Annotated in this window: 17 protein-coding genes; 14 read left to right on the top strand and 3 right to left on the bottom strand. The window is 60.5% G+C overall.

Translation table 11 applies throughout. From position 1 onward, the window contains the following. Window positions 1-10 precede the first annotated feature (10 nt). A complete protein-coding gene (gene aroB, locus QZ460_RS00865; RefSeq protein ID WP_290539696.1) occupies window positions 11-1,024 on the bottom strand; it encodes a 3-dehydroquinate synthase in 1,014 nt (337 codons plus the stop codon). Window positions 1,025-1,113: 89 nt separating this feature from the next. Between aroB and typA the strand changes: the two genes are divergently transcribed. After that, the gene (gene typA / locus QZ460_RS00860; protein ID WP_290539695.1) at window positions 1,114-2,916 is read left to right on the top strand and encodes a translational GTPase TypA; all 1,803 of its coding nucleotides are present in this window, start codon (window positions 1,114-1,116) and stop codon (window positions 2,914-2,916) included. Between the two features lie 12 nt (window positions 2,917-2,928). After that, the gene (locus tag QZ460_RS00855) at window positions 2,929-3,243 is read left to right on the top strand and encodes a hypothetical protein (RefSeq protein ID WP_290539694.1); all 315 of its coding nucleotides are present in this window, start codon (window positions 2,929-2,931) and stop codon (window positions 3,241-3,243) included. A gap of 186 nt (window positions 3,244-3,429) precedes the next feature. Here the strand turns inward: QZ460_RS00855 and QZ460_RS00850 are convergent, their stop codons facing one another. After that, window positions 3,430-3,795, bottom strand: coding sequence for a YbaN family protein (locus QZ460_RS00850; protein WP_290539693.1), 366 nt, complete (start codon window positions 3,793-3,795; stop codon window positions 3,430-3,432). Between the two features lie 94 nt (window positions 3,796-3,889). On the opposite strand from QZ460_RS00850, the gene QZ460_RS00845 reads away from it, so the two are divergent. Then, window positions 3,890-4,333: an RpiB/LacA/LacB family sugar-phosphate isomerase gene (locus QZ460_RS00845; RefSeq protein ID WP_290539692.1), complete on the top strand. Its 444-nt coding sequence runs from the start codon at window positions 3,890-3,892 to the stop codon at window positions 4,331-4,333. A gap of 378 nt (window positions 4,334-4,711) precedes the next feature. Here the strand turns inward: QZ460_RS00845 and ispE are convergent, their stop codons facing one another. After that, window positions 4,712-5,524, bottom strand: coding sequence for a 4-(cytidine 5'-diphospho)-2-C-methyl-D-erythritol kinase (ispE, locus tag QZ460_RS00840; RefSeq protein WP_290539691.1), 813 nt, complete (start codon window positions 5,522-5,524; stop codon window positions 4,712-4,714). A 36-nt stretch (window positions 5,525-5,560) separates the two neighbouring features. On the opposite strand from ispE, the gene QZ460_RS00835 reads away from it, so the two are divergent. The 11 genes from QZ460_RS00835 (at window position 5,561) to QZ460_RS00785 (ending at window position 22,896) form a co-directional block, all read left to right on the top strand. Beyond that, window positions 5,561-6,526, top strand: a complete 966-nt coding sequence (locus tag QZ460_RS00835; protein ID WP_290539690.1) for a GSCFA domain-containing protein — start codon at window positions 5,561-5,563, stop codon at window positions 6,524-6,526. A gap of 24 nt (window positions 6,527-6,550) precedes the next feature. Then, entirely contained in the window at window positions 6,551-8,116 is a 1,566-nt protein-coding gene (locus tag QZ460_RS00830; RefSeq protein WP_290539689.1) for an alkaline phosphatase family protein, read from the top strand. Window positions 8,117-8,138: 22 nt separating this feature from the next. Then, window positions 8,139-8,555: a SufE family protein gene (locus QZ460_RS00825; RefSeq protein WP_290539688.1), complete on the top strand. Its 417-nt coding sequence runs from the start codon at window positions 8,139-8,141 to the stop codon at window positions 8,553-8,555. A 33-nt stretch (window positions 8,556-8,588) separates the two neighbouring features. Beyond that, entirely contained in the window at window positions 8,589-8,909 is a 321-nt protein-coding gene (locus QZ460_RS00820) for an iron-sulfur cluster assembly protein (RefSeq protein WP_290539687.1), read from the top strand. A 1-nt stretch (window position 8,910) separates the two neighbouring features. Beyond that, entirely contained in the window at window positions 8,911-9,861 is a 951-nt protein-coding gene (locus QZ460_RS00815) for a DUF2851 family protein (protein ID WP_290539686.1), read from the top strand. Between the two features lie 66 nt (window positions 9,862-9,927). Beyond that, window positions 9,928-13,221, top strand: a complete 3,294-nt coding sequence (gene secA / locus QZ460_RS00810) for a preprotein translocase subunit SecA (RefSeq protein WP_290539685.1) — start codon at window positions 9,928-9,930, stop codon at window positions 13,219-13,221. 234 nt (window positions 13,222-13,455) lie between these two features. After that, window positions 13,456-13,893, top strand: a complete 438-nt coding sequence (locus QZ460_RS00805; RefSeq protein ID WP_290539684.1) for a dCMP deaminase family protein — start codon at window positions 13,456-13,458, stop codon at window positions 13,891-13,893. A gap of 371 nt (window positions 13,894-14,264) precedes the next feature. Beyond that, the gene (locus tag QZ460_RS00800; RefSeq protein WP_290539683.1) at window positions 14,265-14,999 is read left to right on the top strand and encodes an SDR family NAD(P)-dependent oxidoreductase; all 735 of its coding nucleotides are present in this window, start codon (window positions 14,265-14,267) and stop codon (window positions 14,997-14,999) included. 77 nt (window positions 15,000-15,076) lie between these two features. Then, a complete protein-coding gene (locus tag QZ460_RS00795; protein ID WP_290539682.1) occupies window positions 15,077-16,609 on the top strand; it encodes a histidine kinase in 1,533 nt (510 codons plus the stop codon). Window positions 16,610-16,740: 131 nt separating this feature from the next. Continuing rightward, on the top strand, window positions 16,741-19,371 hold the full coding sequence (locus tag QZ460_RS00790) for a zinc-dependent metalloprotease (RefSeq protein WP_290539681.1): 2,631 nt from the start codon (window positions 16,741-16,743) through the stop codon (window positions 19,369-19,371). A gap of 150 nt (window positions 19,372-19,521) precedes the next feature. Then, window positions 19,522-22,896 carry a SusC/RagA family TonB-linked outer membrane protein gene (locus tag QZ460_RS00785; protein WP_290539680.1) on the top strand — a complete coding sequence of 1,125 codons (3,375 nt, stop codon included), beginning with the start codon at window positions 19,522-19,524 and terminating at the stop codon, window positions 22,894-22,896. Window positions 22,897-22,899: the final 3 nt, after the last annotated feature.

Genomic DNA, 22,899 nt, shown 5'->3' with positions numbered 1-22,899 from the left:
CGGGGTCACTCTAAAACAACGCCGCAAAAGCCTCCGCCGTCATTGGCCGCACCTCGCAGTCGCCGATGCCCGCCGGCAGGACGATCCGCAGCACGCCCTCTTCGTTTTTCTTGTCCTTGCCGACCTCTTTAAGCAGCCGCTTCACCTCCACCGGAGGCGTCAGGTCGAAGCCCAGCGCCGTCAGCACCTGCACGATCCGGTCGCAGTCGGACCGGGTCAGCACCCCCAGCTTCACGGCCGCCCCGGCGATCAAGGCCGTTCCCACCGCCACGGCCTCGCCGTGATTCATGCGGTTCGAACATTTCTCGATGGCATGCGCCAGCGTGTGCCCGAGGTTCAGCTTGCGGCGGTCGCCCGCCTCGCGTTCGTCGTGCTCGACGATGTCGGCCTTGACGCGGATCGCCGCCGAAACGGCGTCCGACAACAGATCGGTATCCGTACGCAGCGCCTCGAAGGTCGTCCGCTCGATGCGGCCGAACAGATCGGCATCGGCAATGATCGCCGCCTTGACCACCTCGGCCAGCCCGGCCCGGAACTCCCGCTCGGAGAGCGTGCGCAGCAGCGCGGGGTCGCAGACGACGAACTGCGGCTGCGTGAAGGTCCCGGCCATGTTCTTGTAGCCATCGACATTCACGCCGTTCTTGCCGCCCACCGAAGCGTCAACCTGCGCCAGCAGCGTCGTCGGGACAAATCCGAATTTCACGCCGCGCATGTAGGTCGAAGCGGCGAATCCCGCCACGTCGGTCACGATACCGCCCCCGATCGCCAGCACGAAGGTCGACCGGTCGACGCCCAACTCGATGAAACGGCGGTAGATCATCTCTACGCTCTGCATCGTCTTGATGCTCTCGCCCAGCCCGATCAGCACGGAATCGTACGGCGCCAGCAGCGGATGGTAAAGCCGGTCGATCGTGGCATCGGAGACCACCACCACCCGCCCTTTGGGGAGCACCCCGGGGAGAATGTCGGCCAGCGGACCGATGAAAATATCGCTCTGACGGCGCACATTGAAGGCAGGTTTCATTAGTTAACTTTTTAAGAAATTTAAGAAACAAGCAAAAGTAGTATAAATTCCCGAGAATTTGTTACCTTTGCACCACAAAATATACTTTTATGCAAAAACTGCGCAATATTGCGATTATTGCCCACGTCGACCACGGCAAGACGACGCTCGTCGACAAAATGATTCTGGCCGGACACATCCTCCGCGACAACGCCAAGCAGACCGGCGAACTCATCCTGGACAACAACGATCTGGAACGCGAGCGAGGCATCACGATCCTCTCGAAAAACGTTTCGGTCATCTACAAGGACTACAAAATCAACATCATCGACACCCCGGGCCACGCCGACTTCGGCGGCGAGGTCGAGCGCGTGCTGAACATGTGCGACGGCGTGCTGTTGCTCGTCGATGCCTTCGAGGGCACGATGCCGCAGACGCGCTTCGTCCTCCAGAAGGCCCTGGCGCTGGGCAAGAAGCCCATCGTGGTCATCAACAAGGTCGACAAGCCCAACTGTCGCCCCGAGGTGGTCAACGAGCAGGTTTTCGACCTGATGTTCTCGCTGGACGCCTCCGAGGAGCAGCTCGACTACAGAACCATCTACGGTTCGGCCAAGCAGGGCTGGATGTCGCACAAATGGAACGAGCCGACCGACTCGATCGTCCCGCTGCTCGACGCCATCATCGACGAGATCCCCGAGCCGAAAATCGTCGAGGGCACGCCCCAGATGCTCGTCACATCGCTCGAGTATTCGGCCTACACGGGCCGTATCGCCGTGGGCAAGCTCACGCGCGGATCGCTCAAGGCGGGACAGATGGTGACCCTCGCCAAGCGCGACGGCGTGACGATGCAGAAAACGCGCATCAAGGAGTTGATGGTTTTCGAGGGACTCGGCAAGAAGAAGGTCGAGGAGGTTCCCTGCGGCGAGATCTGCGCCATCATGGGCATCGACGGCTTCGAGATCGGCGACACGGTCTGCGACTACGAGAATCCCGAACCGCTGCCTCCCATCGCCATCGACGAACCGACGATGTCGATGCTCTTCACGATCAACAACTCGCCCTTCTTCGGCAAGGACGGCAAATACGTCACCTCGCGCCACATCAAGGATCGCCTCGACCGCGAGCTGGAGAAAAACCTCGCCCTGCGCGTGACGCCCGGGCCGTCGGCCGACTCGTTTAACGTCTTCGGGCGCGGCGTGCTGCACCTCTCGGTGCTGATCGAGACCATGCGCCGCGAGGGCTACGAGCTGCAGGTGGGCCAGCCCCACGTCATCGTCAAGGAGATCGACGGCAAGAAATGCGAACCGATCGAGGAGATGACCGTCGACTGCCCGGAGGAGTACTCGGGCACGGTGATCGACCTCACGACGCGCCGCAAGGGCACGCTGACGAACATGTCCTCCGACGGCGAACGCACACGTCTGGAATTCGACATTCCCTCGCGCGGCATCATCGGCCTGCGGTCGAACATGCTGACCGCCACAGCCGGCGAAGCCATCATGACACACCGCCTGAAGGGCTTCGAACCGTGGGTCGGCGATATCGAGATGCGCACCAACGGCTCGATCATCTCGGGCGAGACCGGCACGGCCTTCGCCTACTCGATCGACAAGCTGCAGGACCGCGGCCGCTTCTTCATCAACCCGATGGATCAGGTCTACGCCGGGCAGGTCATCGGCGAGCACACGCGCCAGAACGACATCACGGTCAACGTCACCAAGTCCAAGCAGCTCACGAACATGCGCGCTTCGGGATCGGACGACAAGGCGTCGATCGCACCTCCGAAGGTCTTCACGCTCGAGGAGGCGCTCGAATACATCCAGGGCGACGAGTATGTCGAGGTTACGCCCCACTCGATGCGCCTGCGCAAGATCCTGCTCGACGAGAACGACCGCAAACGCGCGGCGAAATAGCTCCCCGGGACAATGGACCATTTCACCCTCTCATTGGCCGTGGGCGCCGCCGCCGGAGCGCTGGTGACCATCCCGATGATCGCCCAGAAAGCGTCGTTGCGCCCCTGCTTCGCGGCGTTCTGCATCTACCTGTTCGCCGCCGTCATTACGTTTTACAGCAACCTGCCCTACCTGCCCTGGTGGGCCGACGGCATGGGCGTCACGCTGATGACAGCCATCCCCGTGGCGATCGTGAGTTCGGGCAAGGAGAGCCGCCTGGTGCCGACGCTGCTCAACGCCACACTGGTCGGATTCCTGATAAGCGTTGCAGAGCGCTATCTGGCATAAAAAAAACGGACTTCGGTCCGTTTTTTTGTATCAGAACAATTGGAGCATCAGGGTGTTGGTCCCGATTGCAGGACAACCTCCTGCCTCAATGAGCAAATGCGTTGTCCTGCATTTGCCGCAGCGGACGTCGAAACCGATTGCAAGCGGACGGAAAGACCTCCGGAGGAATCCGAAATAGCCCTGAAATCACTTTCGCAGGGTTGCGAACGAGAGGATGTGCCAGGTGACTCCGACGGCCACGGCCAGCAGAGCGACCTGGGCCCACCACCTCCCATCGAGCAGCACGAAGATGCAGTAAAGCATCGTGGCCCACATCAGGGTGATGGAAACGACCTTGGCGCGCAGGGGTATGGCGTTGTTCTCACGGAAGTTGCGGATATACTCGCCGAAACAGCGATGGGTCAGGAGCCACTCGTAGAGCCGCTGCGAGGAGCGGACCCAGAGGGCTGCGGCCAGCAGCAGAAACGGTGTCGTGGGCAACAGCGGCACGAAGATGCCGACGACTCCCAGCACGAACGCCACGCCGCCCAATATGGCAAGAAAAATCTTCACGGCGTAAAATTAACACAAATTCGTGACCGGGACATGCCGTACGATCGGTTTTTTGCGTATCTTTGTAATATCGGACACGAATAAACCGAATACGATGAAAAAAATAGGTATCGCCAGCGACCACGCCGGCTACGAAATGAAAGAATTTCTGGTGGGTTACCTCAACGCCATGGGCTATGAGGTGCTCGATTTCGGCGCACACTCGCCCGAGAGCGTCGACTATGCCGACTTCGCCCACCCGCTGGCCGAAGCGATCGAAAACGGCGAACTGGAATGCGGCGTCGCGCTCTGCGGCTCGGGCGAGGGGATGACCATGACGCTCAACAAGCACCAGGGCATCCGCGCAGGTCTCTGCTGGGACACCGAGATCGCTTCGCTGATCCGCCGCCACAACGACGCAAACATCATCGTCTTCCCGGCGCGCTTCATCACCAACGACGAAGCCGTCGCGATGCTCAACGCCTACTTTGGCGCCACGTTCGAGGGCGGACGCCACATCGCGCGCATCACCAAGATGCCCGTAACGGGATGTAAGTAGCCCCCGGCCGGGGAGATCTGCGACCGGTCGGGAAGCCCGAGACAGTTTAAGGCGCCCCGCGGTTGACCGAAGGAGCCTGCAACAAACTGAAAAACCCAGTGACAATCCGGAGAGATCTGCGACTGGTTGGGAAGCCCGAGACTGTTTAAGGCGCCCCGCGGTCGACCGAAGGAACCCGCAACAAACTGAAAAACCCAGTGATAACCCCGTGGAGATCCGGTGCAACCCGAGGGTCCCCACGGGATGCCATGCTCCGCGAGCCGGCGCCCGGCTGTTCGGCGAGTTACATCCCGACACCCCGGAGCCGAAACGACACGACGCCCCCCCGGAATTCTTATCCGGCAAAACAGGCGGCCCCCAAGCCCCCGGCCCGGCGGATTACAGGGCGAATACGAAAGGCGACAGGCGGCGCAGGATGTCGCTTTTGGCAGTCCTCGCGAACAGCCCGAAAACCGCCGAGCCGCTGCCCGACATCGAGGCGTAGACAGCCCCTTCGGCCAGCAGACGCTCTTTGGCGGTACAGATGGCCGGATGCGCGGCAAAAACAGACGCTTCGAAATCGTTGGTCACCAGCCCCTGCCACTCGGCAACGGGCCGTCCGAGACGCTCCGCGAGCGGCAGCTCCGGAATCCTCGGGCGCACCCCGGCATAGGCCTCGCGGGTCGAAACCCCCTCGTCGGGCTTGACTATAACGAGCGTCATACCGCTCAGGTTCAGCGCAAAAGGCTCCATCACCTCACCCCTTCCCTTACATAGCTGCGGCGTGTTGCGCACGAAAAATGCCGTGTCGCTGCCCAGCTCTGCAGCCCGGGCGATCAGCTCCGATTCGGGCAGGCCCAGCGCAAACAACTCGTTGAGGGCCAGCAACACCGCCGTTCCGTCGGACGAGCCCCCGCCCAGCCCGGCACCGAAGGGCACGCGCTTGTCGAGACGGATGGCCACCCCGTCCACACCATAGTGCCGCTGCATCAGCCGGAAGGCCTTGAGGCAGATGTTCTCCTCGGGCGGGCAGTCCACGACCAGCCCTTCGGCCTGGAACGTCGCGCCGCAGACCGCGGTGCGCACCACCTCCACCTCGTCATAAAGCCCCGCAACGGGGAACATGACGGTCTCCAGATCGTGAAAACCGTCCGCACGACGGCGCAGGATGTCCAGACCCAGATTTATTTTGCAGTTTGCTTTCAGAATCATAGAACAAAGGTAAGAAATTTTGTACATTTGTACGCCATGAAATTCCGCACCGAAATCGAAACCAGCCCCCTCGGGGTGAAAATCGGCTACGAAAACCGAATCCTCGCTCTCGGATCGTGCTTCGCCGCACACATCGCCCGGAAACTCGCCGGCGCCAAATTCCGGGTGACGGAAAACCCCTCGGGCATCCTTTTCAATCCGCTTTCCATCGCCGCGGCAATCCGCAGCTATGCCGACCCGGCACCCGTGACACGCGGGGAACTGGGCTTCGACGGCGAGGTGTGGTATCATTTCAACTTCCACGGCGACTTCTCGGCCCCCTCGGCCGACGAAGCCCTGCGAGGGATGAACGCCGCGCGGCAGACCGGGGCCGAAAAGCTCCGCACGGCCGACCGCATCGTCCTGACCTTCGGCACGGCATGGGTCTACGAACATGCGGGCGAAGCGGTCGCCAACTGCCACCGACGCCCCGCCGCGGAATTCGCCAGAAGACGGCTTTCGGTGGAGGAGATCGTGGAGACGTTCGCGGAGTTGATCTGGGGACCGCTCGCCGGGAAGCAGATCATACTGACGGTCAGCCCCGTACGGCACATGGGCGACACCCTGGCGGGCAACGCCGTGAGCAAGGCCACGCTGCGGCTGGCCGCCGAACAGCTGACCGAACGGTTTCCGTGCACGGCCTATTTCCCGGCGTTCGAGATACTTACCGACGACCTGCGCGACTACCGTTTCTATGCCGACGACCTGGTACATCCCGCGCCGCAGGCCGTGGCCTACGTCTGGGAGAAATTCGTCCCGGCAGTCCTGACGGACGAGGCCCTCCGTCTGCTCCCGCAGGCCGAAGCCATCGTCGCCGCGGCAGCCCACCGACCGCGCAACCCGCAGGGCGAGGCACACCGCGCCTTCTGCCGCCGTCAACTGGAACGGATCGCCGCGCTCCCGGAGATGGATTTTCAGGCGGAAACGGAGTGTTTCCGCCGATGTCTCGAAATAAATTCGTAAATTTGCGGTCAATTCACGACACCAATGCAAAAAAAATTATTCCTATATGCCATCGCCGCTCTCGGGGCGCTTCAATGCGCCGCGGCACAACCCCGGCTGATCGTCCAGATCGTCGTCGGTTCGATGCGCGGCGAAGACCTCTCCCGCTACGCCGAAAACTTCGGCGAAGGCGGGTTCCGCCGCCTCGCGGAGGGAGGCACGGTCTATACCGACAGCCGCTACGACTATCTGCAGACCACAACCCCCGTCTCGCTGGCCACACTCACCACCGGGGCCATGCCCTCGACCCACGGCGTGATCGGCTCGCGCTGGGTGGATTACACCACCAACCGGTCCGTCGAACTGACCGACGGACACAAGGGTCCCGGCGCCTACCACCTGATCGCTCCGACACTCGCGGAAACGCTGCTGCGCCACGCCCCGGGCAGCCGCGCCGTCACGATCGCCCCGGAAGCCGTTTCGGCCGTGGTGACGGCCGGGCACGGCGGAGAGGTCTTCTGGCTCGACACGGCACGCTGCGACTGGGTGACCTCGCCCTACTATGCCGCCGATGTGCCCGAATGGATAGCCCGCAGCAACCGCGAGCGCTACAATCTTTCGTACATCTCGAACGAGTGGCGCACGCTTCTCGACCGCGGCCGCTACCTCAACCCCCGCAGCTACGACATCGCGCCGTCGGGAAAGACGCGGAAGGACCCGGACGCGGAGGGCGCGGGACGCCTCCGCCTGCAGAGCGACTACGAACGCATGCTCTACACCCCGGCGGGCAACACGGCCGTCCTGGGGCTGGCCAAGCAGGCCATCGCGCAATACCGTCTCGGCGACGACAAGGTCCCCGACCTACTGAACGTCTGCCTCGACTCGCCGCGCCGCATCAGCGAGGCCTACGGCCCCGAATCGATCGAGGTCGAGGACATGTACTACCGTCTGGACCGCGATCTGGCCGACTTCCTGACCTTCGTATTCGCCCAGGTCAAGGAGGGCAACGTGACGGTAGTGCTCACCTCCGACCACGGAACCAGCCCGGCCTTCGACGCCGGGGACACGGAGGCCGACCGCTTCAACCCGCGGCAGTTCGAGGTGATCGTCAACGGATTCCTGAACGTCCGCTACGGCACCGGGAACTGGGTGATGGATTACAACGACAAGTGTCTGTGGCTCAACCATAACCTGATTTACGAACGGGGCCTGAACCTCGCCGAGGTGCAGAACGAAGTGGCCATCTTCGCCATGCAGTTCAGAGGCATCTCCCACGCCCTGGCAGCCACGGCCATGCGCACGAGCTATTTCGGCAGCGGCTATGCGCGCCGGATGCAGAACAGCTTCTATCCCCGCCGCTCGGGCGACGTGATTCTGAACCTGATGCCCGGCTGGATCGAGGAGCAGGAACGCTGCTGGTCGATGTCGGGATCGATGTACGGCTACGACACCGAAGTGCCGCTGGTCTTCTACGGCAAGGGCGCAGGCATGCTGCGGGTGAATCGCCGCGTGGACATGACGGCCGTGGCTCCGACGCTGGCGCGGCTGGCGGGCATTCGCGAGCCGGCGGCATCGGAAGGCAGCGTGCTGGAGGAGATCGTGGATTTGTAAGACTCAAACATTCAAACACAACATGGACAAGATACAAGACGAGATCATCGAAGAGTTTTCCGTATTCGACGACTGGCTCGACAAATACGACTACCTGATCGGCCTGAGCGAAACGCTCCCGGCCATCGCTCCGGAACACCGCACCGAACGGTATCTGATCGAAGGATGCCAGTCGCGGGTGTGGGTGGACGCGAAACTCGAGGACGGCAAGATCTACTATGCGGCCGACAGCGACGCCATAATAACCCGGGGCATCATCGCGTTATTGATCCGCATACTGAACGGACGTACGCCGCAGGAGATTCTCGATACGGAACTCTACTTCATCGACGCCATCGGACTGGCGGCCAACCTCTCGCCCACGCGGGCCAACGGACTGGCCGCGATGGTCAAGCAGATGCGGCTCTACGCCCTGGCCTTTCAGGCCAAGGCCAATTAAAGATCAAAAAAAACAAAAGTTAAAATTTAGGGTATGACACCTGAAGAAATACTTCAAGTCGAGAAGGACATCGTCGCCACCCTCAAGAACATATACGACCCGGAGATCCCGGTCAACATCTACGACCTGGGACTGATCTACGAAATCGACTACACGCCCGACGGCGTGGCTACGATCCGCATGACGCTCACGGCCCCCAACTGCCCGATGGCCGACATGCTTGTCGAGGATGTGAACATACAGGTCGGCAAGATCAAGGGGGTGAAATCGGTGAACGTCATCCTCACGTTCGACCCCGTGTGGGACAAGAGCATGATGTCCGAGGAGGCACTGCTGGAACTCAACCTGTTCTGAGATGACGGAGGCGGAGGCACGGACGATCGAACGGCTGCAGGCCGGAGCCGGGACTTATGCCTGCGGCGGCTATCTGGCCACACGCGACGGACTGCAACGCTCCGAAATCGACACGGCGCTGATCTTCGACCGTCTGCAACGGAAAATGCACACGGTCGGGAAGCTGTTCGGCGAGGCCGACAGCAACTGGAACCAGACGTTCTACCTGCTCTATTTCCGCACGCTGGGCGACCGCCAGAATCAGGAGGCCTTCCTGCAACTGGCCCGGAAGGTCCCCTACAGGATCGTATTGCGCGAGCGTCTGGCCCCGCATGCCGTCGAAGCAATGCTCCTCGGAGCCTCGGGGCTTCTGGAACTCTACCGCAACGACACCTACACGCTCGATCTGAGGCGCAGTTTCGAGTATCTCGCGGCCAAATACGGAATCGAGGCCATGGACGTCTCGCAATGGGCCCCCACGGAAATCCGTCCGGCCAACCACCCCGTGTTGCGGCTGGCTCAGGCCACGGCATTCTTTACACAGGACGAATTCATCATGGAACGCGCCATGGCCTGCCGCACTGAGGAGGACATCAGGCGGCTCTTCTGCATCGAAGCCCCCGACTACTGGCGCACGCACCACATCCCCGGTTCCGAGAGCGGCGAAAGCCCCAAGCGCATCGGGGCATTCAAGGCCAACATCATCGGAATCAACCTCGTGGCCGTACTCCAGTTCGCCTATGGGAGCCACACCGGAAGCGAGCGGTTGCGCGACAGCGCCCTGACGCTCCTCGAACGGCTGCCGGCCGAGGACAACCGCTACATGCGCGCATGGCGGGCCGGAGGCGTGCGTCCGCGCAATACCTTCGAATCGCAGGCCCTGCTGCAGCTGGCCACCGAATACTGCGCCGCACGCCGCTGTGCGGAATGTCCCATAGGCCGGAGGATCGCAAAAAGCCGCGCCGAAGATTGACAAATCGCAAAAAAAGAGTATCTTTGTAGGATTTAGAACCCGAACCGGAAAAACATCAAACGCATTATGGATATAGTTGCAAGTATAATCAAAACCATCTTCGGCTCGAAAGCCGACAAGGACCGCAAGCAGATCGAGCCTTATCTGGAGAAGATAAAGGCCGTCTACCCCTCGATCGAGAAACTCTCCAACGACGAGCTGCGCGCACGCAGCGAAGCGCTGAAAAAGCAGATCGCCGACTTCATCGCCGCAGACGAGGCCCGCATCGTCGAGCTGAAGGCCATACTCGAAAAGCCCGAAACGCAGCTCGAGGAGAAGGAGAAGGTCTCGAAAGAGATCAGCGAGACAACCGCGCGCATCGACGAGAAAATCGAGGAGGTGCTCGACAAGATCCTCCCCGAGGCTTTTGCCATCATGAAGGACACGGCACGGCGTTTCGCGCAGAACGAGACGGTCGTGGTGACGGCGAACGACTTCGACCGCAAGTTGGCGGTAACGAAGGATTTCGTCACCATAGAGGGCGACAAGGCCATCTACGCAACGCACTGGATGGCAGGCGGCAACGACATGAAATGGGACATGATTCACTACGACGTGCAGCTGTTCGGAGGTGTGGTGCTCCACCAGGGCAAGATCGCCGAGATGGCGACGGGAGAGGGCAAGACCCTCGTGGCGACCCTCCCCGTGTTCCTCAACGCACTGGCCAGAAAGGGCGTGCACATGGTGACGGTGAACAACTACCTCGCCAAGCGTGACTCCGAGTGGATGGGCCCGATGTATCAGTTCCACGGTCTGTCGGTGGCCTGCATCGACGACACGCAGCCCAACTCCGACGCCCGGCGCGAGGCCTACATGGCCGACATCACCTTCGGAACCAACAACGAATACGGCTTCGACTACCTGCGCGACAACATGGCATCCTCGCCCAAGGACCTCGTGCAGCGCAAGCACCATTTCGCCATCGTCGACGAGGTCGACTCCGTGTTGATTGACGACGCACGGACGCCACTCATCATCTCGGGACCCGTACCCAAGGGCGACGACCAGATGTTCGAGCAGTACCGCCCCGCCATCGAAAACCTCTACAACCTGCAAAAGAACCTCGTGACGGCTTTGCTGGCCGAGGCACGGCAGCTGATATCGACCGGCAAGAACGACGAAGGCGGCGTGAAGCTCTACCGGGCCCACAAAGGTCTGCCGAAGTACAAACCGCTGATCAAATACCTCTCGGAGCAGGGCGTCAAGGCTCTGATGCAGAAGACCGAGAACACCTACATGCAGGACAACAACCGCCGCATGCCCGAGATCACCGACGATTTGTTCTTCGTCATCGACGAGAAGCTCAACTCGGTGGAACTCACGGACAAGGGGCATGAGGTGCTGTCGAAATACTTCAACGAGGACGGATTCTTCGTGATGCCCGACATCGGCGCCGAAGTCGCCGAGCTGGAGAAGGCCAACCTGACCCCCGAAGAGAAGGCGCACAAGCGCGACGAGGTGATCAACGACTACTCGATCAAATCGGAGCGCGTACACACGGTGATTCAGCTGCTGAAGGCATTCGCCATGTTCGAAAAGGACATCGAATATGTGGTGATGGACAACAAGGTGAAGATCGTCGACGAGCAGACGGGGCGTATCCTCGAGGGACGACGCTACTCGGACGGACTCCATCAGGCCATCGAGGCCAAGGAACACGTGAAGGTCGAGGCCGCAACGCAGACCTTCGCCACCATCACGCTGCAGAACTACTTCCGCATGTACCACAAGCTGGGCGGTATGACCGGTACGGCCGAGACGGAGGCTTCGGAGTTCTGGAGCATCTACAAACTGGACGTCGTGGTGATCCCGACCAACCGCAAGGTGATTCGTGACGACCGTCAGGACCTGATCTACAAGACCAAGCGCGAGAAATACAACGCCGTGATCGAGGAGATCGTAAAACTCGTCGAGGCGGGACGTCCGGTGCTGGTCGGCACCACGTCGGTCGAGATCTCGGAGCTGCTCAGCCGCATGCTCAAGCTGCGCGGAATCAAGCACAACGTGCTGAATGCCAAGCAGCATGCTCTGGAGGCACAGGTCGTGGCCGAGGCCGGACGATCGGGGCAGGTGACCATAGCCACCAACATGGCCGGCCGCGGTACCGACATCAAGCTGACGCCCGAGGTGAAGCAGGCCGGAGGTCTGGCCATCATCGGCACGGAGCGTCACGAAAGCCGCCGCGTCGACCGTCAGCTGCGCGGACGTGCCGGACGTCAGGGAGACCCCGGATCGTCGCAGTTCTTCGTATCGCTCGAAGACGACCTGATGCGTCTGTTCGGGTCGGGCCGCATCGCGTCGATGATGGACCGCATGGGACTGAAAGAGGGCGAGGTGATTCAGGCCAGCATGATGACCAAGGCCATCGAGCGCGCACAGAAGAAGGTCGAGGAGAACAACTTCGGCATCCGCAAGCGACTGCTCGAATACGACGACGTGATGAACTCGCAGCGCGAGGTCATCTACACCCGCCGCCGCCACGCGCTTTACGGCGAACGCATCGAGATCGACCTGAACAACATCATGTACGACTACGCCGACAACTTCGTGGAGGAGAACCGCGGCATCGAATTCGAGGATTTCCGCATGGAGCTGATCCGCGAGGTGGCCGTAGAACCGGAAATCGACGAGGCGGCATACAAGGAGGCGAAGCCCGCCGAACTGGTCGAGGTGATCGTCAAGGCCCTCAAGGAGGCATACGCACGCCGTGCGAAGGCCGTGGCCGACACGGTGCGTCCGGTGATGGAACGCATCTACGAAGACCGCAAGGACCAGCTCGATTCGAACATCTACTTCCCGCTGACGGACGGACACCTGGGATACAACGTGCCGGTCAACCTGCGGAAATGCCAGAGCACGGACGGCGCCGAGATTTACAGGGTATTCTCTAAAGTGGTGATGTTCACCACCATCGACGACGCATGGCGCGAGCACCTGCGCGAGATGGACGACCTGCGCCAGAGTGTGCAGAACGCCACCTACGAGCAGAAGGACCCGCTGCTGATCTACAAGTTCGAGTCGTTCGGGCTGTTCTCGAAAATGATCATCAAGGTCAACCGCGACGTGCTGTCCATCCTGAACAAGGCCTACATCCCCGTGCGCGACCAGAACGCCGAAGCGGTGCAGCGTCAGCAGCAGGAGCGCGCCAAGGTAGACGTCAACAAGTTGCAGGCCTCGCGCATGCAGGCGGCGGCTCAGGCCGGGCAGCAGGAACAGCAGAAACCCATGCCCCTGCACGTCGGGAAAAAGGCCGGACGCAACGACCCGTGTCCCTGCGGATCGGGCAAGAAGTACAAGAACTGTTGCGGCAAAGGGCTCTAAAAGAGTCTTTTCCAGAGAGGGGGGGGGCAGATAGGCAGGTAGGCAGAGGCGGAGGCCGGTCGCACTGCGCTTCGCAGTGTCTTACGCCCCGGAACCCGGGAGGGGACCTTTTTAGGGGAGGGGCAGGCGGAGACAGGTCGCACTGCAACACGCCACGCCCCGGAACTCGGAAACCCGGGAGGGAGGCTTTTTCAGGAAAAACGGACCGCATTGCATTAGCAACACCTATAAAATATGGCTTATCAGGAGGAGAAACAGCGCCAGCTGGACCTGCGCTATCTGCGCATGGCGAGTATCTGGGCCGAAAATTCATACTGCGTACGCCGCAAGGTCGGTGCGCTGATCGTCAAGGACAAGATGATCATCTCGGACGGATACAACGGTACGCCCTCGGGGTTTGAAAACGTCTGCGAGGACGACGAGGGGCACACCAAATCCTATGTGCTCCATGCCGAGGCCAATGCCATCACCAAAGTCGCCAAGTCGGCCAACAACTGCGACGGTTCGACGCTCTACATCACCGCGGCACCCTGCATCGAATGTTCGAAACTGATCATTCAGGCGGGCATCAAGCGGGTGGTGTATGCCGAGGATTACCGTTCGGAAGAGGGGCTGAACCTGCTGCGGCGCGTAGGCATCGAGTGTGTGCAGTACGGGCTGGACGAAAAATGACGGTCGCCGGAAAAAGGACCTTTGCCGGCTCACAGTCGTGACGCACGCCGGATTCGGACCGGCGCAGGAGACCGCGCCGAGACCGCAGTAGACGCTGTTCCGTTTTTATTGCGGAATTGAGTTCTGCAGCCGCTCCGCACACCGCGACAACAGCATAACGGCCGGGACAATCGGGACTGCCGGGCAGTCGGGAGAGTTGGACAGCCGAACAGTTGGGCAATCGAGGCAGTCGGGGCAGCCAAACTGCCGGGACAGCCAGAACAGCCGGAGTAGTCGGAGTAGTCGGGATAGCGCGCAGTTTTCGGGAAGATTTGCTTTTCCGGCATAGCTTTCGTATATTGGCTGTGTGAAACCCTGAAAATCGAACCGTCATGAAACGTATCGTCATCATGGGCGCCACGTCGGGCATCGGACTCGAAGTCGCCCGGCTCTGCATCCGTGCAAGATGGCGCGTCGGAGCCGCCGGGCGTCGCAAGGATGCCCTCGAAGCACTCCGCGCCGAAGCCCCCGGGCAGGTAGAGACCCTCCCCATCGACATCACCCGCGACGACGCGCCCGAACTTCTCGGCCAACTGATCGAACGGCTGGGTGGCATGGAGATCTATTTCCACGCATCGGGAATCGGCAGCCGCAACACCGAACTGCGCCCCGACATCGAACTGAATACCCTGCGCACCAACGGCGAAGGATTCGTCAGGATGGTCACGGCTGCCTTCGCCTACTTCCGCAGCCACGGCGGCGGACGGATCGCCGTCATCAGCTCGATAGCCGGCACGAAGGGGCTCGGGACTGCCCCGGCCTATTCGGCGACCAAGCGGATGCAGAACACCTACATCGACGCACTGGCACAGCTTTCACGCATGGAAAACTGCGGCATCCGATTTACGGACATCCGCCCGGGATTCGTAGCGACGCCGCTGCTCTCCGGCGACGGCCACTACCCCATGCTGATGCAAACCGAAAAGGTCGCCGCACGCATCATGCACATCCTGAGGCATCCCCGCCGCAGGGTGATTATAGACCGCCGCTATGCCGTACTGGTCTTCTTCTGGAAGCTGATTCCGGAGTGGCTCTGGGAACGGCTGAAAATCCGCAGGGAGAATTGATCGGACAAGGCCCCGCAGAAAGATTTTCCGCGGGGTTTTTCTTCGCCGGGGCGAAAAAATCACTACATTTGTCCCGCATGGCACGACAGCGACACAGGCCCAAAGGGCGACTTCTGATAACGGGAACAATCCTCCTGATTCTACTCGTGGCGGGCATCCTGATCGCCGGACGCACGATCAACAGCGTGGCCATGCAGATGAGCGAACGGATCGTCACGCACATCAGCGAGTATCATTACCGGCTGTTGCAGGTCGAATTCGAGCGTTCGGAGGGGGTGCTGGAAGCTTCGGCGCAATTCATGCGCGAGCAATCCGCGCCGACGGAAGCCGAACGGCATGTGCTCGCGGCGACGCTCATGCGGATGGACCCCAAAGCCGGGTGTGTCTGGTTTGCGGAGGCAGGGGGCCGCACGATCCGCAGCTACCCGCGCGCAGCGGAACCCCGCACCACGGCAACAGACCGGGATTTCCGGCAGCAGCTCATCGCCACGACGGACGGTGACTCGGTGTACAGCCGCGTGACCGATTCGGGGCGGATTCAGGTCTGGAGCATGGCCCGAACGGTGACGGACCGGGCAGGGCGCAGGCATATCTGCGGCATCGACTTCCCGCTGTCCGAAATCTACACCCGCATGACGCAGAATCCGGCCAGCAGCGGATATGCCATGCTGTTCGACCCCGAAGGGGTGATCGTCTACCACCCCGACAGTCTCAAAATGGGGCATCCGGCAAACGACCCGGCGGGTCGGGCGGCATTCCGGAAGGTGGTCAAAACGGGACGGAGCCTCACCGTTCACGCCATCTCGGACTACCTCGACATCGACGAGGAGCGCACCTACTACCCCATGCGGCTGGGCGGTGAGCGCTGGGTGGCGGGCATCGGCATCCCGCGGCTGGTCATCGAGCAGGAGATCGACGAATTCCACTTCTACACGGTCTTCGCATCGGTGATCTCGGTGCTGTTCTTCGCCGTGCTGCTCGTCTTGGCGCAACGACGCTGGCGTCGCGAATACGACCTGCGCCGCCATTCGGAACAGGAGTCGGCGCAGCTCCATCTGCAGCAACTCCTGGAACAGATCGACCCCCACTTCCTGTTCAACTCGCTCAATTCGCTCTATGCGCTGATCCGCAGCAACCCCGAGCAGGCCCGGGAGTTCACCCTCACCCTCTCGCGCGTATACCGCCGTGTGCTGGAGCACCGCAAGCAGATACTCGCAACGCTCGCCGAGGAGATCGATTTTACGTGGCAGTACTACACGCTCCAGAAAATCCGCTTCGACGACCGCATCGAACTCACCACGGCCATCGACCCCGCACTGCGCAACTGGCGGATTCCATCCATGAGCCTCCAGACGCTGGTCGAGAATGCCGTGAAGCACAACAGCATCACGGGAGGCAACCCGCTGCACATCCGCATCAGCACCGAGGGCGAAAGCCTCCTGATCGAGAACAACTACACGCCGCGCAACGACGGCGACAAGGAGTCGCTCGGACTGGGACTGGAACGAATCCGATCGGTATATCGCTTCTACACGGAAGAGAACATCTCGATCTCGATCGACAAGGGAACCTTCCGCTGCCGGATGCCGATGCTGCCGCCCGAAAAGTAATCCGCCTGATTGCGGCATTCACCCCTCCGATCCGGGCATTCGCCCCCGATCGCTTTTTATTTAAAAATTTTAATTTTATTATTGCATCCTGCGGATTCTACCGATTCGCGCGATAACTGCAATAAGAAACGATGAACAAAAGACGATTGATCGCGAGCTTGCTGACACTGGCAACACTCCTCCTGCTGACGGTCCCGACAGCCGAAGCGAAGAGAAAGCCGGGCCGCAAGTCGAAGAAAACCGAAGCCGCGGCCCAGAAGGCCGACACGACCAAAAAAGAGAAAAAAGGTTACGAAGAACTGCTGAAAGGCGCCGTGACCGACAAGGGCATGTTCGACGTGCACCGCAAGGGAACCGACATCCTGTTCGAGATCCCCGACTCGCTGCTGGGGCGCGAAATTCTGATTGTCAACAAGATTTCGAGCGTACCCTACGCCCTGAACGATGCGGGAATCAACAAGGGAATGGGCTACGGCGAGAAGATCGTGCGGTTCCGCAAGGACACCCTTCATAAAAAGGTATGGGTCATGACCTACGACCCGCGCATCACCTCGCCCGAAGACGACCGCATCACCCGCTCCGTGAAGGACAACTACCGCGAAACGGCTATCGAGCAGTTCCCGATCGAAGCCTACGGCAAGGATTCGGCGTCGGTGGTCATCAAGGTCAACAAGGTATTCGACGGCAGCGAAAAGAGTTTCAACAACGTGTTCGGAGCCATCGGACTCTCCGGATCGCCCAAAAAGGAGCTGTCGAAGATCGAATCCGCCAAGTCGTTCCCCAAAAACATCATCGTCAAATCGCTCCTCTCGACCTCGCACTCCGAGGAGGGAGAGACGATAGCGCTGAGTGTGGACATCACCTCGAATCTGGTGCTGCTCGACAAGGAGCCGATGCGTCCGCGCTTCTCCGACGACCGCGTGGGCTACTTCGAGATCGGGCACCTCTACTTCAACGACGAACAGCAGAAGGCCGAGGAGCGCGCATTCATCAACCGCTGGCGTTTGGAGCCCAAACCCGAGGATGTGGAGCGTTACAAGCGCGGCGAGCTGGTCGAACCGCGCAAACCGATCGTCCTGTGGATCGATCCGGCGACCCCGCCCGTATGGGTGCCCTACATCAAGAAGGGGATCGTCGAGTGGCAGGAGGCCTTCGAAACCGCAGGTTTCAAGAACGCCATCTTGGCCCGCGAGGTCACTCCCGACGACAAGGAGTTTGACATCGACGACGTGCGTTATTCGGTGGTGACCTATGCCGCCTCGGAGATGGCCAACGCCATGGGCCCCTCGGTGATCGACCCCCGGAGCGGCGAGATCATCGAAGCCGACATCATCTGGTGGCACAACGTGATGAGCATCCTCCAGGCCTGGATCCGCCTCCAGACCGGAGCCGTGGACCCCGCAGCCCGCGCCAACAAGCTGCCCACGGAGGTGATGGGTAACGCCGTGCGGTTCGTATCGTCGCACGAGCTGGGACACAGCCTCGGACTGAAGCACAACTTCGGGGCTTCGTACTCCGTGCCGGTGGATTCGCTCCGCTCGAAGAGCTACACCGCAACCAACGGAACCGCCAGCTCGATCATGGACTACGCCCGATTCAACTACGTGGCACAGCCCGAGGACGGAATCACCCAACTGACCCCCAAGATCGGAACCTACGACAAGCACGCCATAAACTGGGGATACCGCTGGCTCGACGTGAAGGATCCCCACGAGGAGCTGCCGACGCTCAACGCCTGGCTGCGCAAGCATGAGAACGACCCCGAATACTGGTATGGCGAACAGTCGCACGAAGGAATCGATCCGCGGTCGCAGTCGGAAGACCTCGGCAACGACGCCGTGCAGGCCGGCATATACGGCACGAAGAACCTGCGCCGCATCATTCCCCACGTGGGGGACTGGACCTCGGAGGACGGCGAACTGCAATACGAAGCCGGACGCTTCCTGATGGCCATCGTCTTCCAGTGGATGACCTATGCCGACCATGTAAAGACCAATGTCGGCGGATTCCACCTCAACAACGTGGTGGCGGGGCACGACATCGACCGATATGTACCGGTTCCGGCCGACTACCAGCGAAAGAGCGTCGAATACCTCATCGACGAAGTCTTCACCACACCCGAATGGCTGTTCGGCGCCAAGGCTTGGGACAAGGCCTATGCACAGCGCTCCTCACCCGTGGGACAGATGGAGTATGCCCCCTACAACTTCGCGCGCGAACTCCAGTACAAGACCTACTACGAACTGCTGGCCGACCAGCGGATGGTGCGCATGTATGAGGTGGAGGCCCGGCAGGGACGCGGGGCAAAGACCTACACGCCCGAGCAGATGATGGACGACATCACGCGCGCCATATTTATCCGCCCCGGAGGGCGTACGCTCTCGATCTGGGAACGGATGAGCCAGAAGAACTATGTCGACGCACTGATCGTCTCGTCGAACATCACGATGGTGAAGACCACCAAGATGGGATCGACGCTCCACGACCACGCGCACGACGGGCGCGGATGCTCCTGCTCGCTCATGCAGGACACCCCCGAGCTGGATCTCGAACCGCTGCCGAGGCCCGAACAGATCGGGTTGCGCACCGCCCGCAACTACGACATGATGCAGCGCGTGAGCGAAACCACATCGGCCAAGAGGGCCGAAATGCGGAGGCTGCTGACCATTGTCCAGGGCCGCTTCCAAAGCGGCGACCAGGCAACCCGGAACCATTACCGAGACCTCGAGCTGAGGCTGAAAGAAGCCTTGAGAATGTTATAAAACCCAACGCTGCAAAGCCGTCTTCCGATCCGGAAAGACGGCTTTGCGGCAACTGAAGGGACTCTCAATCAGGTTACAATCTCAAATCAATATCGGAAAAACAGATTCGATTTAACAGAAAAACAGATCAAACACTTCTATATTTGTAATATGAAAAAATTCTTTATGCTATGCGCCCTGGTCTGTCCCCTGCTGGCGCTCGCACAGCAGACCCGGCAGATTACGGGCCAGGTACTCGACCGTGCCGACGGCGCACCGCTCGTGGGAGCAACCGTCTTCATCGCTCCCGAGGAAACCCAGGCCAAAGACTACAATCCACAGGGAACGATCGCCTACGAACAGGGCCGGTTCTCCTTCAGGCTGCCCGTCAGTGTCCGGAAGGTGGTCGTCAGCTACCTCGGCTATGAGACCCGGACCCTGGATATTGCGGGCCAGAGCGACTTCACGGTCTACCTCTCGACGTCGGACAACAAGGTGGACGCCGTGGTGGTGACCGGATACCAGCGCATCGAGAAACGCAAGCTGACCTCGTCGATCGCCTCCGTCAAGATGTCGGACATCTCGCGGGACGGCGTGGCCAGCGTCGACGAAATGCTCTCCGGATCGATCGCCGGACTCGTGTCCACTCCCACGACCGGCGGACCGGGTGCAGCCAGCAAGATCAAGATCCGAAGCACCGTGACACTGAACGGAAACACCGACCCGCTGTGGGTGCTCGACGGAATGCCGCTCGAAGGAAACGACATCCCGAAGGACTGGTCGTCGAAGGAGAGCGTCGACAACCTCTACAACATGTCGATCGCCGGACTCAACCCGTCGGACATCGAGGACATATCCGTACTGAAAGACGCCGCAGCTACGGCCATTTACGGCGCCCGGGCTGCAAACGGAGTCATCATCATCACCACCAAGAAAGGAGCCCGCAACCAGGCGATGCGCGTCAACGTCTCGGCATCGCTGTTCGTGACCGACCGTCCCGACCTGGGGCGCCTCAACCTGATGAACGCCTCGCAGAAGGTGGATCTGGAGTTAGGACTGGCGGCCAACGCCCGGCTCAACTACCTGCCGGGCATGGGCGGCGTGGCCCGCATTCTGGACAAGGCCGGGGAGCGTGCCGCCTTCGTCAACGGCGGAGGTCTCGCAGCTCTCTCGCCCGAGACGCAGCGCGCGATCGAGGCCCTGCGCCGAAACGGCACGGACTGGGGCCGCGAAATCTATCGGACGGCTCTCAACCAGCAGTACAGCCTCAGCATCTCGGGCGGCAGCGGAAAGACCGGATACTACTTCTCGGGCGGATACTACAACGAACAGGGAACGACCATAGGTACGGGATTCGAGCGTCTGAACCTCACGATGAAGACCGACTACGACCTGCTGCAGAACCTGCACTTCGGGGCCTCGGTGTTCGTCGGGCAGAACAAGAACGACTCCTATCTGTCCGACACGGACGTCTTCACCAACCCGTCGCGCTACACCCGGACGGTAAATCCCTATCTCAATGCCTATGGGCCCGATGGAAATTATGCGTATGACCCCGACATGACGGTCAACACGGGAAATGCCGACGTGCTCGACTTCAACTTCCTGGAGGAGCGGGCTCGCACGGAGTACACGCTCAAGACACGCTCGATCAAGGCCATATTCGATCTGGAGTATCGTCCGGTGAAGGGGCTGAAGCTATACACCCAGTTCGGACTGCAGGTCGACAACTCCACGACCGAGAAAATGGCACAGGAAAACACCTACTTCACCCGAAAATACCAGCTCAAGTCGATGGTCGATCAGGTCGTGCGCCTGCCCAAAGGCGGTATCATCCAGAACTGGGACGGCGACCTCTCGCAGTACAACTGGAAGGCTCAGGCCGAATATGCGGGTTCGTTCGGCGGAAAGCACGAACTGGACCTGATGGCCGGTCTGGAGATGCGCGGCGTAACCAACACGACCATACACACCAAAGGATTCGGATACGACCACAAAACCATGACGACCAAACCGATCAACGTCCCCGAAGACAGCGATCTGCTCGACGACGAGAGTTTCAGGCAGTATACCAAAAACTTCTACGAAAACCGCTACATGTCCTACTTCTTCACCGGGTCGTACACCTTCGACAACCGATACACCGTTTTCGGCTCGATGCGCTACGACGGAACGAACCTCTTCGGTGTGGATCCCAAATACAAGTTCAACCCGATGTGGTCCATATCCGGAGCGTGGAACATCAACCGCGAGCACTTCCTGAGCGACGCTCGCTGGCTCGACAACCTGCGCCTGAGGGTATCCTACGGCGCCCAGGGCAACATCGACCGCACGACCTCGCCCTACATCCTCGGCACGTGGAACAGCACCTCGCTCGGAGGTGTGAGCGAAGACCGCATCGATGTGACGTCGCCGCCCAACCAGAACCTGCGCTGGGAGACGACCTATTCGTGGAACACGGCCCTCGATTTCGCAGCCTGCGAACACCGCATCGGATTCTCGTTCGAACTCTACGGCCGCCGAAGCAAGGACCTGATCACCACACGCACGATCCCCTCGGAAACGGGATTCATCTCGACATCGAGCAACTACGGTGAAATTTCGAGCAGGGGTATCGAATTCACGCTCAACACGGTGAACATCCGAACCCGCAACTTCCGCTGGGAGACGTCGATCAACATCGCACACAACACCGACAAGGTCGAAAAGGTGCGTATCGACGACAACAGCTGGAGCCCCTCGCTGCAGGGATATTCGTCGAGCGCCGTATTCGCCATCAAGACCGCCGGGTTGGACGCAAACGGAATCCCGATGTTCTGGCGCGACGGGAAGAAAATCTCGCTGCAGGAGTTCGTCGGATTCCGCGTGGAGGCCAGCGATCCCTGGGGACTGGGCATTCCGGAGACGTTCGAATACGGTCCGGCGATGAATGTTTCGCAGAAGGACGTGCGCAGCTACATGACCTACATCGGATCCCGCAACCCCGATGTGACGGGTGGTTTCAACAACCGGTTCTACTACAAGAATTTCGACCTGGCGATCTCGTGCAACTTCGTATTCGGGCAGCTCGTGACGCGCTCGCCCTTCTACTACCCCACGCAGACCAATCCCGGGCAGAACTACACCACCGAGATGAACAAGGTGTGGTCGCCCTCCAACCCCTCGGGGACCTTCCCCTCGCTGGCCGGAAACCTGCAGGCCGACGGTTCGGCCTGGGAAAACTGGACCGAGAACCCCGATCCCTACCGGGTCTACTACTGGATCATGGATAACTTCCCGACAAACGTCAACCTGTTCAACAGCCTCGACATCTGGCACAGGAAGATCAACTACTTCCGCGTGAACAGCATCCGGCTGGGGTACTCCTTCCCGCAGCGAATCACGCGAAAACTGCACATGGCGGGATTGCGCGTACACTTCGAAGCTCGGAATCCGCTGGTCGTAGCAACGGACTACGACGGCTATTTCGATCCCGAAACCTACGGAAACATCTATGCCCAGCCCATGGCCCGCACCTACTCGGTCGGACTGAACATTACCTTCTAACAT

The organism is Alistipes sp., assembly GCF_020026455.1.
In the GTDB taxonomy this organism is placed as follows: Bacteria; Bacteroidota; Bacteroidia; order Bacteroidales; family Rikenellaceae; genus Alistipes.
Note: the sequence above shows the minus strand (reverse complement) of the source record. Positions and strands in the feature narration are given on the sequence as shown.

Excerpts from the sequence above, each read along its gene's own strand:
- QZ460_RS00830 (WP_290539689.1), top strand. The coding sequence starts at position 6,551 with ATGCAAAAAAAATTATTCCTATATGCCATCGCCGCTCTCGGGGCGCTT.
- QZ460_RS00800 (WP_290539683.1), top strand. The coding sequence starts at position 14,265 with ATGAAACGTATCGTCATCATGGGCGCCACGTCGGGCATCGGACTCGAA.
- QZ460_RS00785 (WP_290539680.1), top strand. The coding sequence starts at position 19,522 with ATGAAAAAATTCTTTATGCTATGCGCCCTGGTCTGTCCCCTGCTGGCG.
- QZ460_RS00815 (WP_290539686.1), top strand. The coding sequence starts at position 8,911 with ATGACGGAGGCGGAGGCACGGACGATCGAACGGCTGCAGGCCGGAGCC.
- QZ460_RS00835 (WP_290539690.1), top strand. The coding sequence starts at position 5,561 with ATGAAATTCCGCACCGAAATCGAAACCAGCCCCCTCGGGGTGAAAATC.
- QZ460_RS00855 (WP_290539694.1), top strand. The coding sequence starts at position 2,929 with ATGGACCATTTCACCCTCTCATTGGCCGTGGGCGCCGCCGCCGGAGCG.
- aroB (WP_290539696.1), bottom strand. The coding sequence starts at position 1,024 with ATGAAACCTGCCTTCAATGTGCGCCGTCAGAGCGATATTTTCATCGGT.
- QZ460_RS00820 (WP_290539687.1), top strand. The coding sequence starts at position 8,589 with ATGACACCTGAAGAAATACTTCAAGTCGAGAAGGACATCGTCGCCACC.
- QZ460_RS00795 (WP_290539682.1), top strand. The coding sequence starts at position 15,077 with ATGGCACGACAGCGACACAGGCCCAAAGGGCGACTTCTGATAACGGGA.
- QZ460_RS00805 (WP_290539684.1), top strand. The coding sequence starts at position 13,456 with ATGGCTTATCAGGAGGAGAAACAGCGCCAGCTGGACCTGCGCTATCTG.
- QZ460_RS00825 (WP_290539688.1), top strand. The coding sequence starts at position 8,139 with ATGGACAAGATACAAGACGAGATCATCGAAGAGTTTTCCGTATTCGAC.
- QZ460_RS00790 (WP_290539681.1), top strand. The coding sequence starts at position 16,741 with ATGAACAAAAGACGATTGATCGCGAGCTTGCTGACACTGGCAACACTC.
- QZ460_RS00845 (WP_290539692.1), top strand. The coding sequence starts at position 3,890 with ATGAAAAAAATAGGTATCGCCAGCGACCACGCCGGCTACGAAATGAAA.
- typA (WP_290539695.1), top strand. The coding sequence starts at position 1,114 with ATGCAAAAACTGCGCAATATTGCGATTATTGCCCACGTCGACCACGGC.
- secA (WP_290539685.1), top strand. The coding sequence starts at position 9,928 with ATGGATATAGTTGCAAGTATAATCAAAACCATCTTCGGCTCGAAAGCC.
- ispE (WP_290539691.1), bottom strand. The coding sequence starts at position 5,524 with ATGATTCTGAAAGCAAACTGCAAAATAAATCTGGGTCTGGACATCCTG.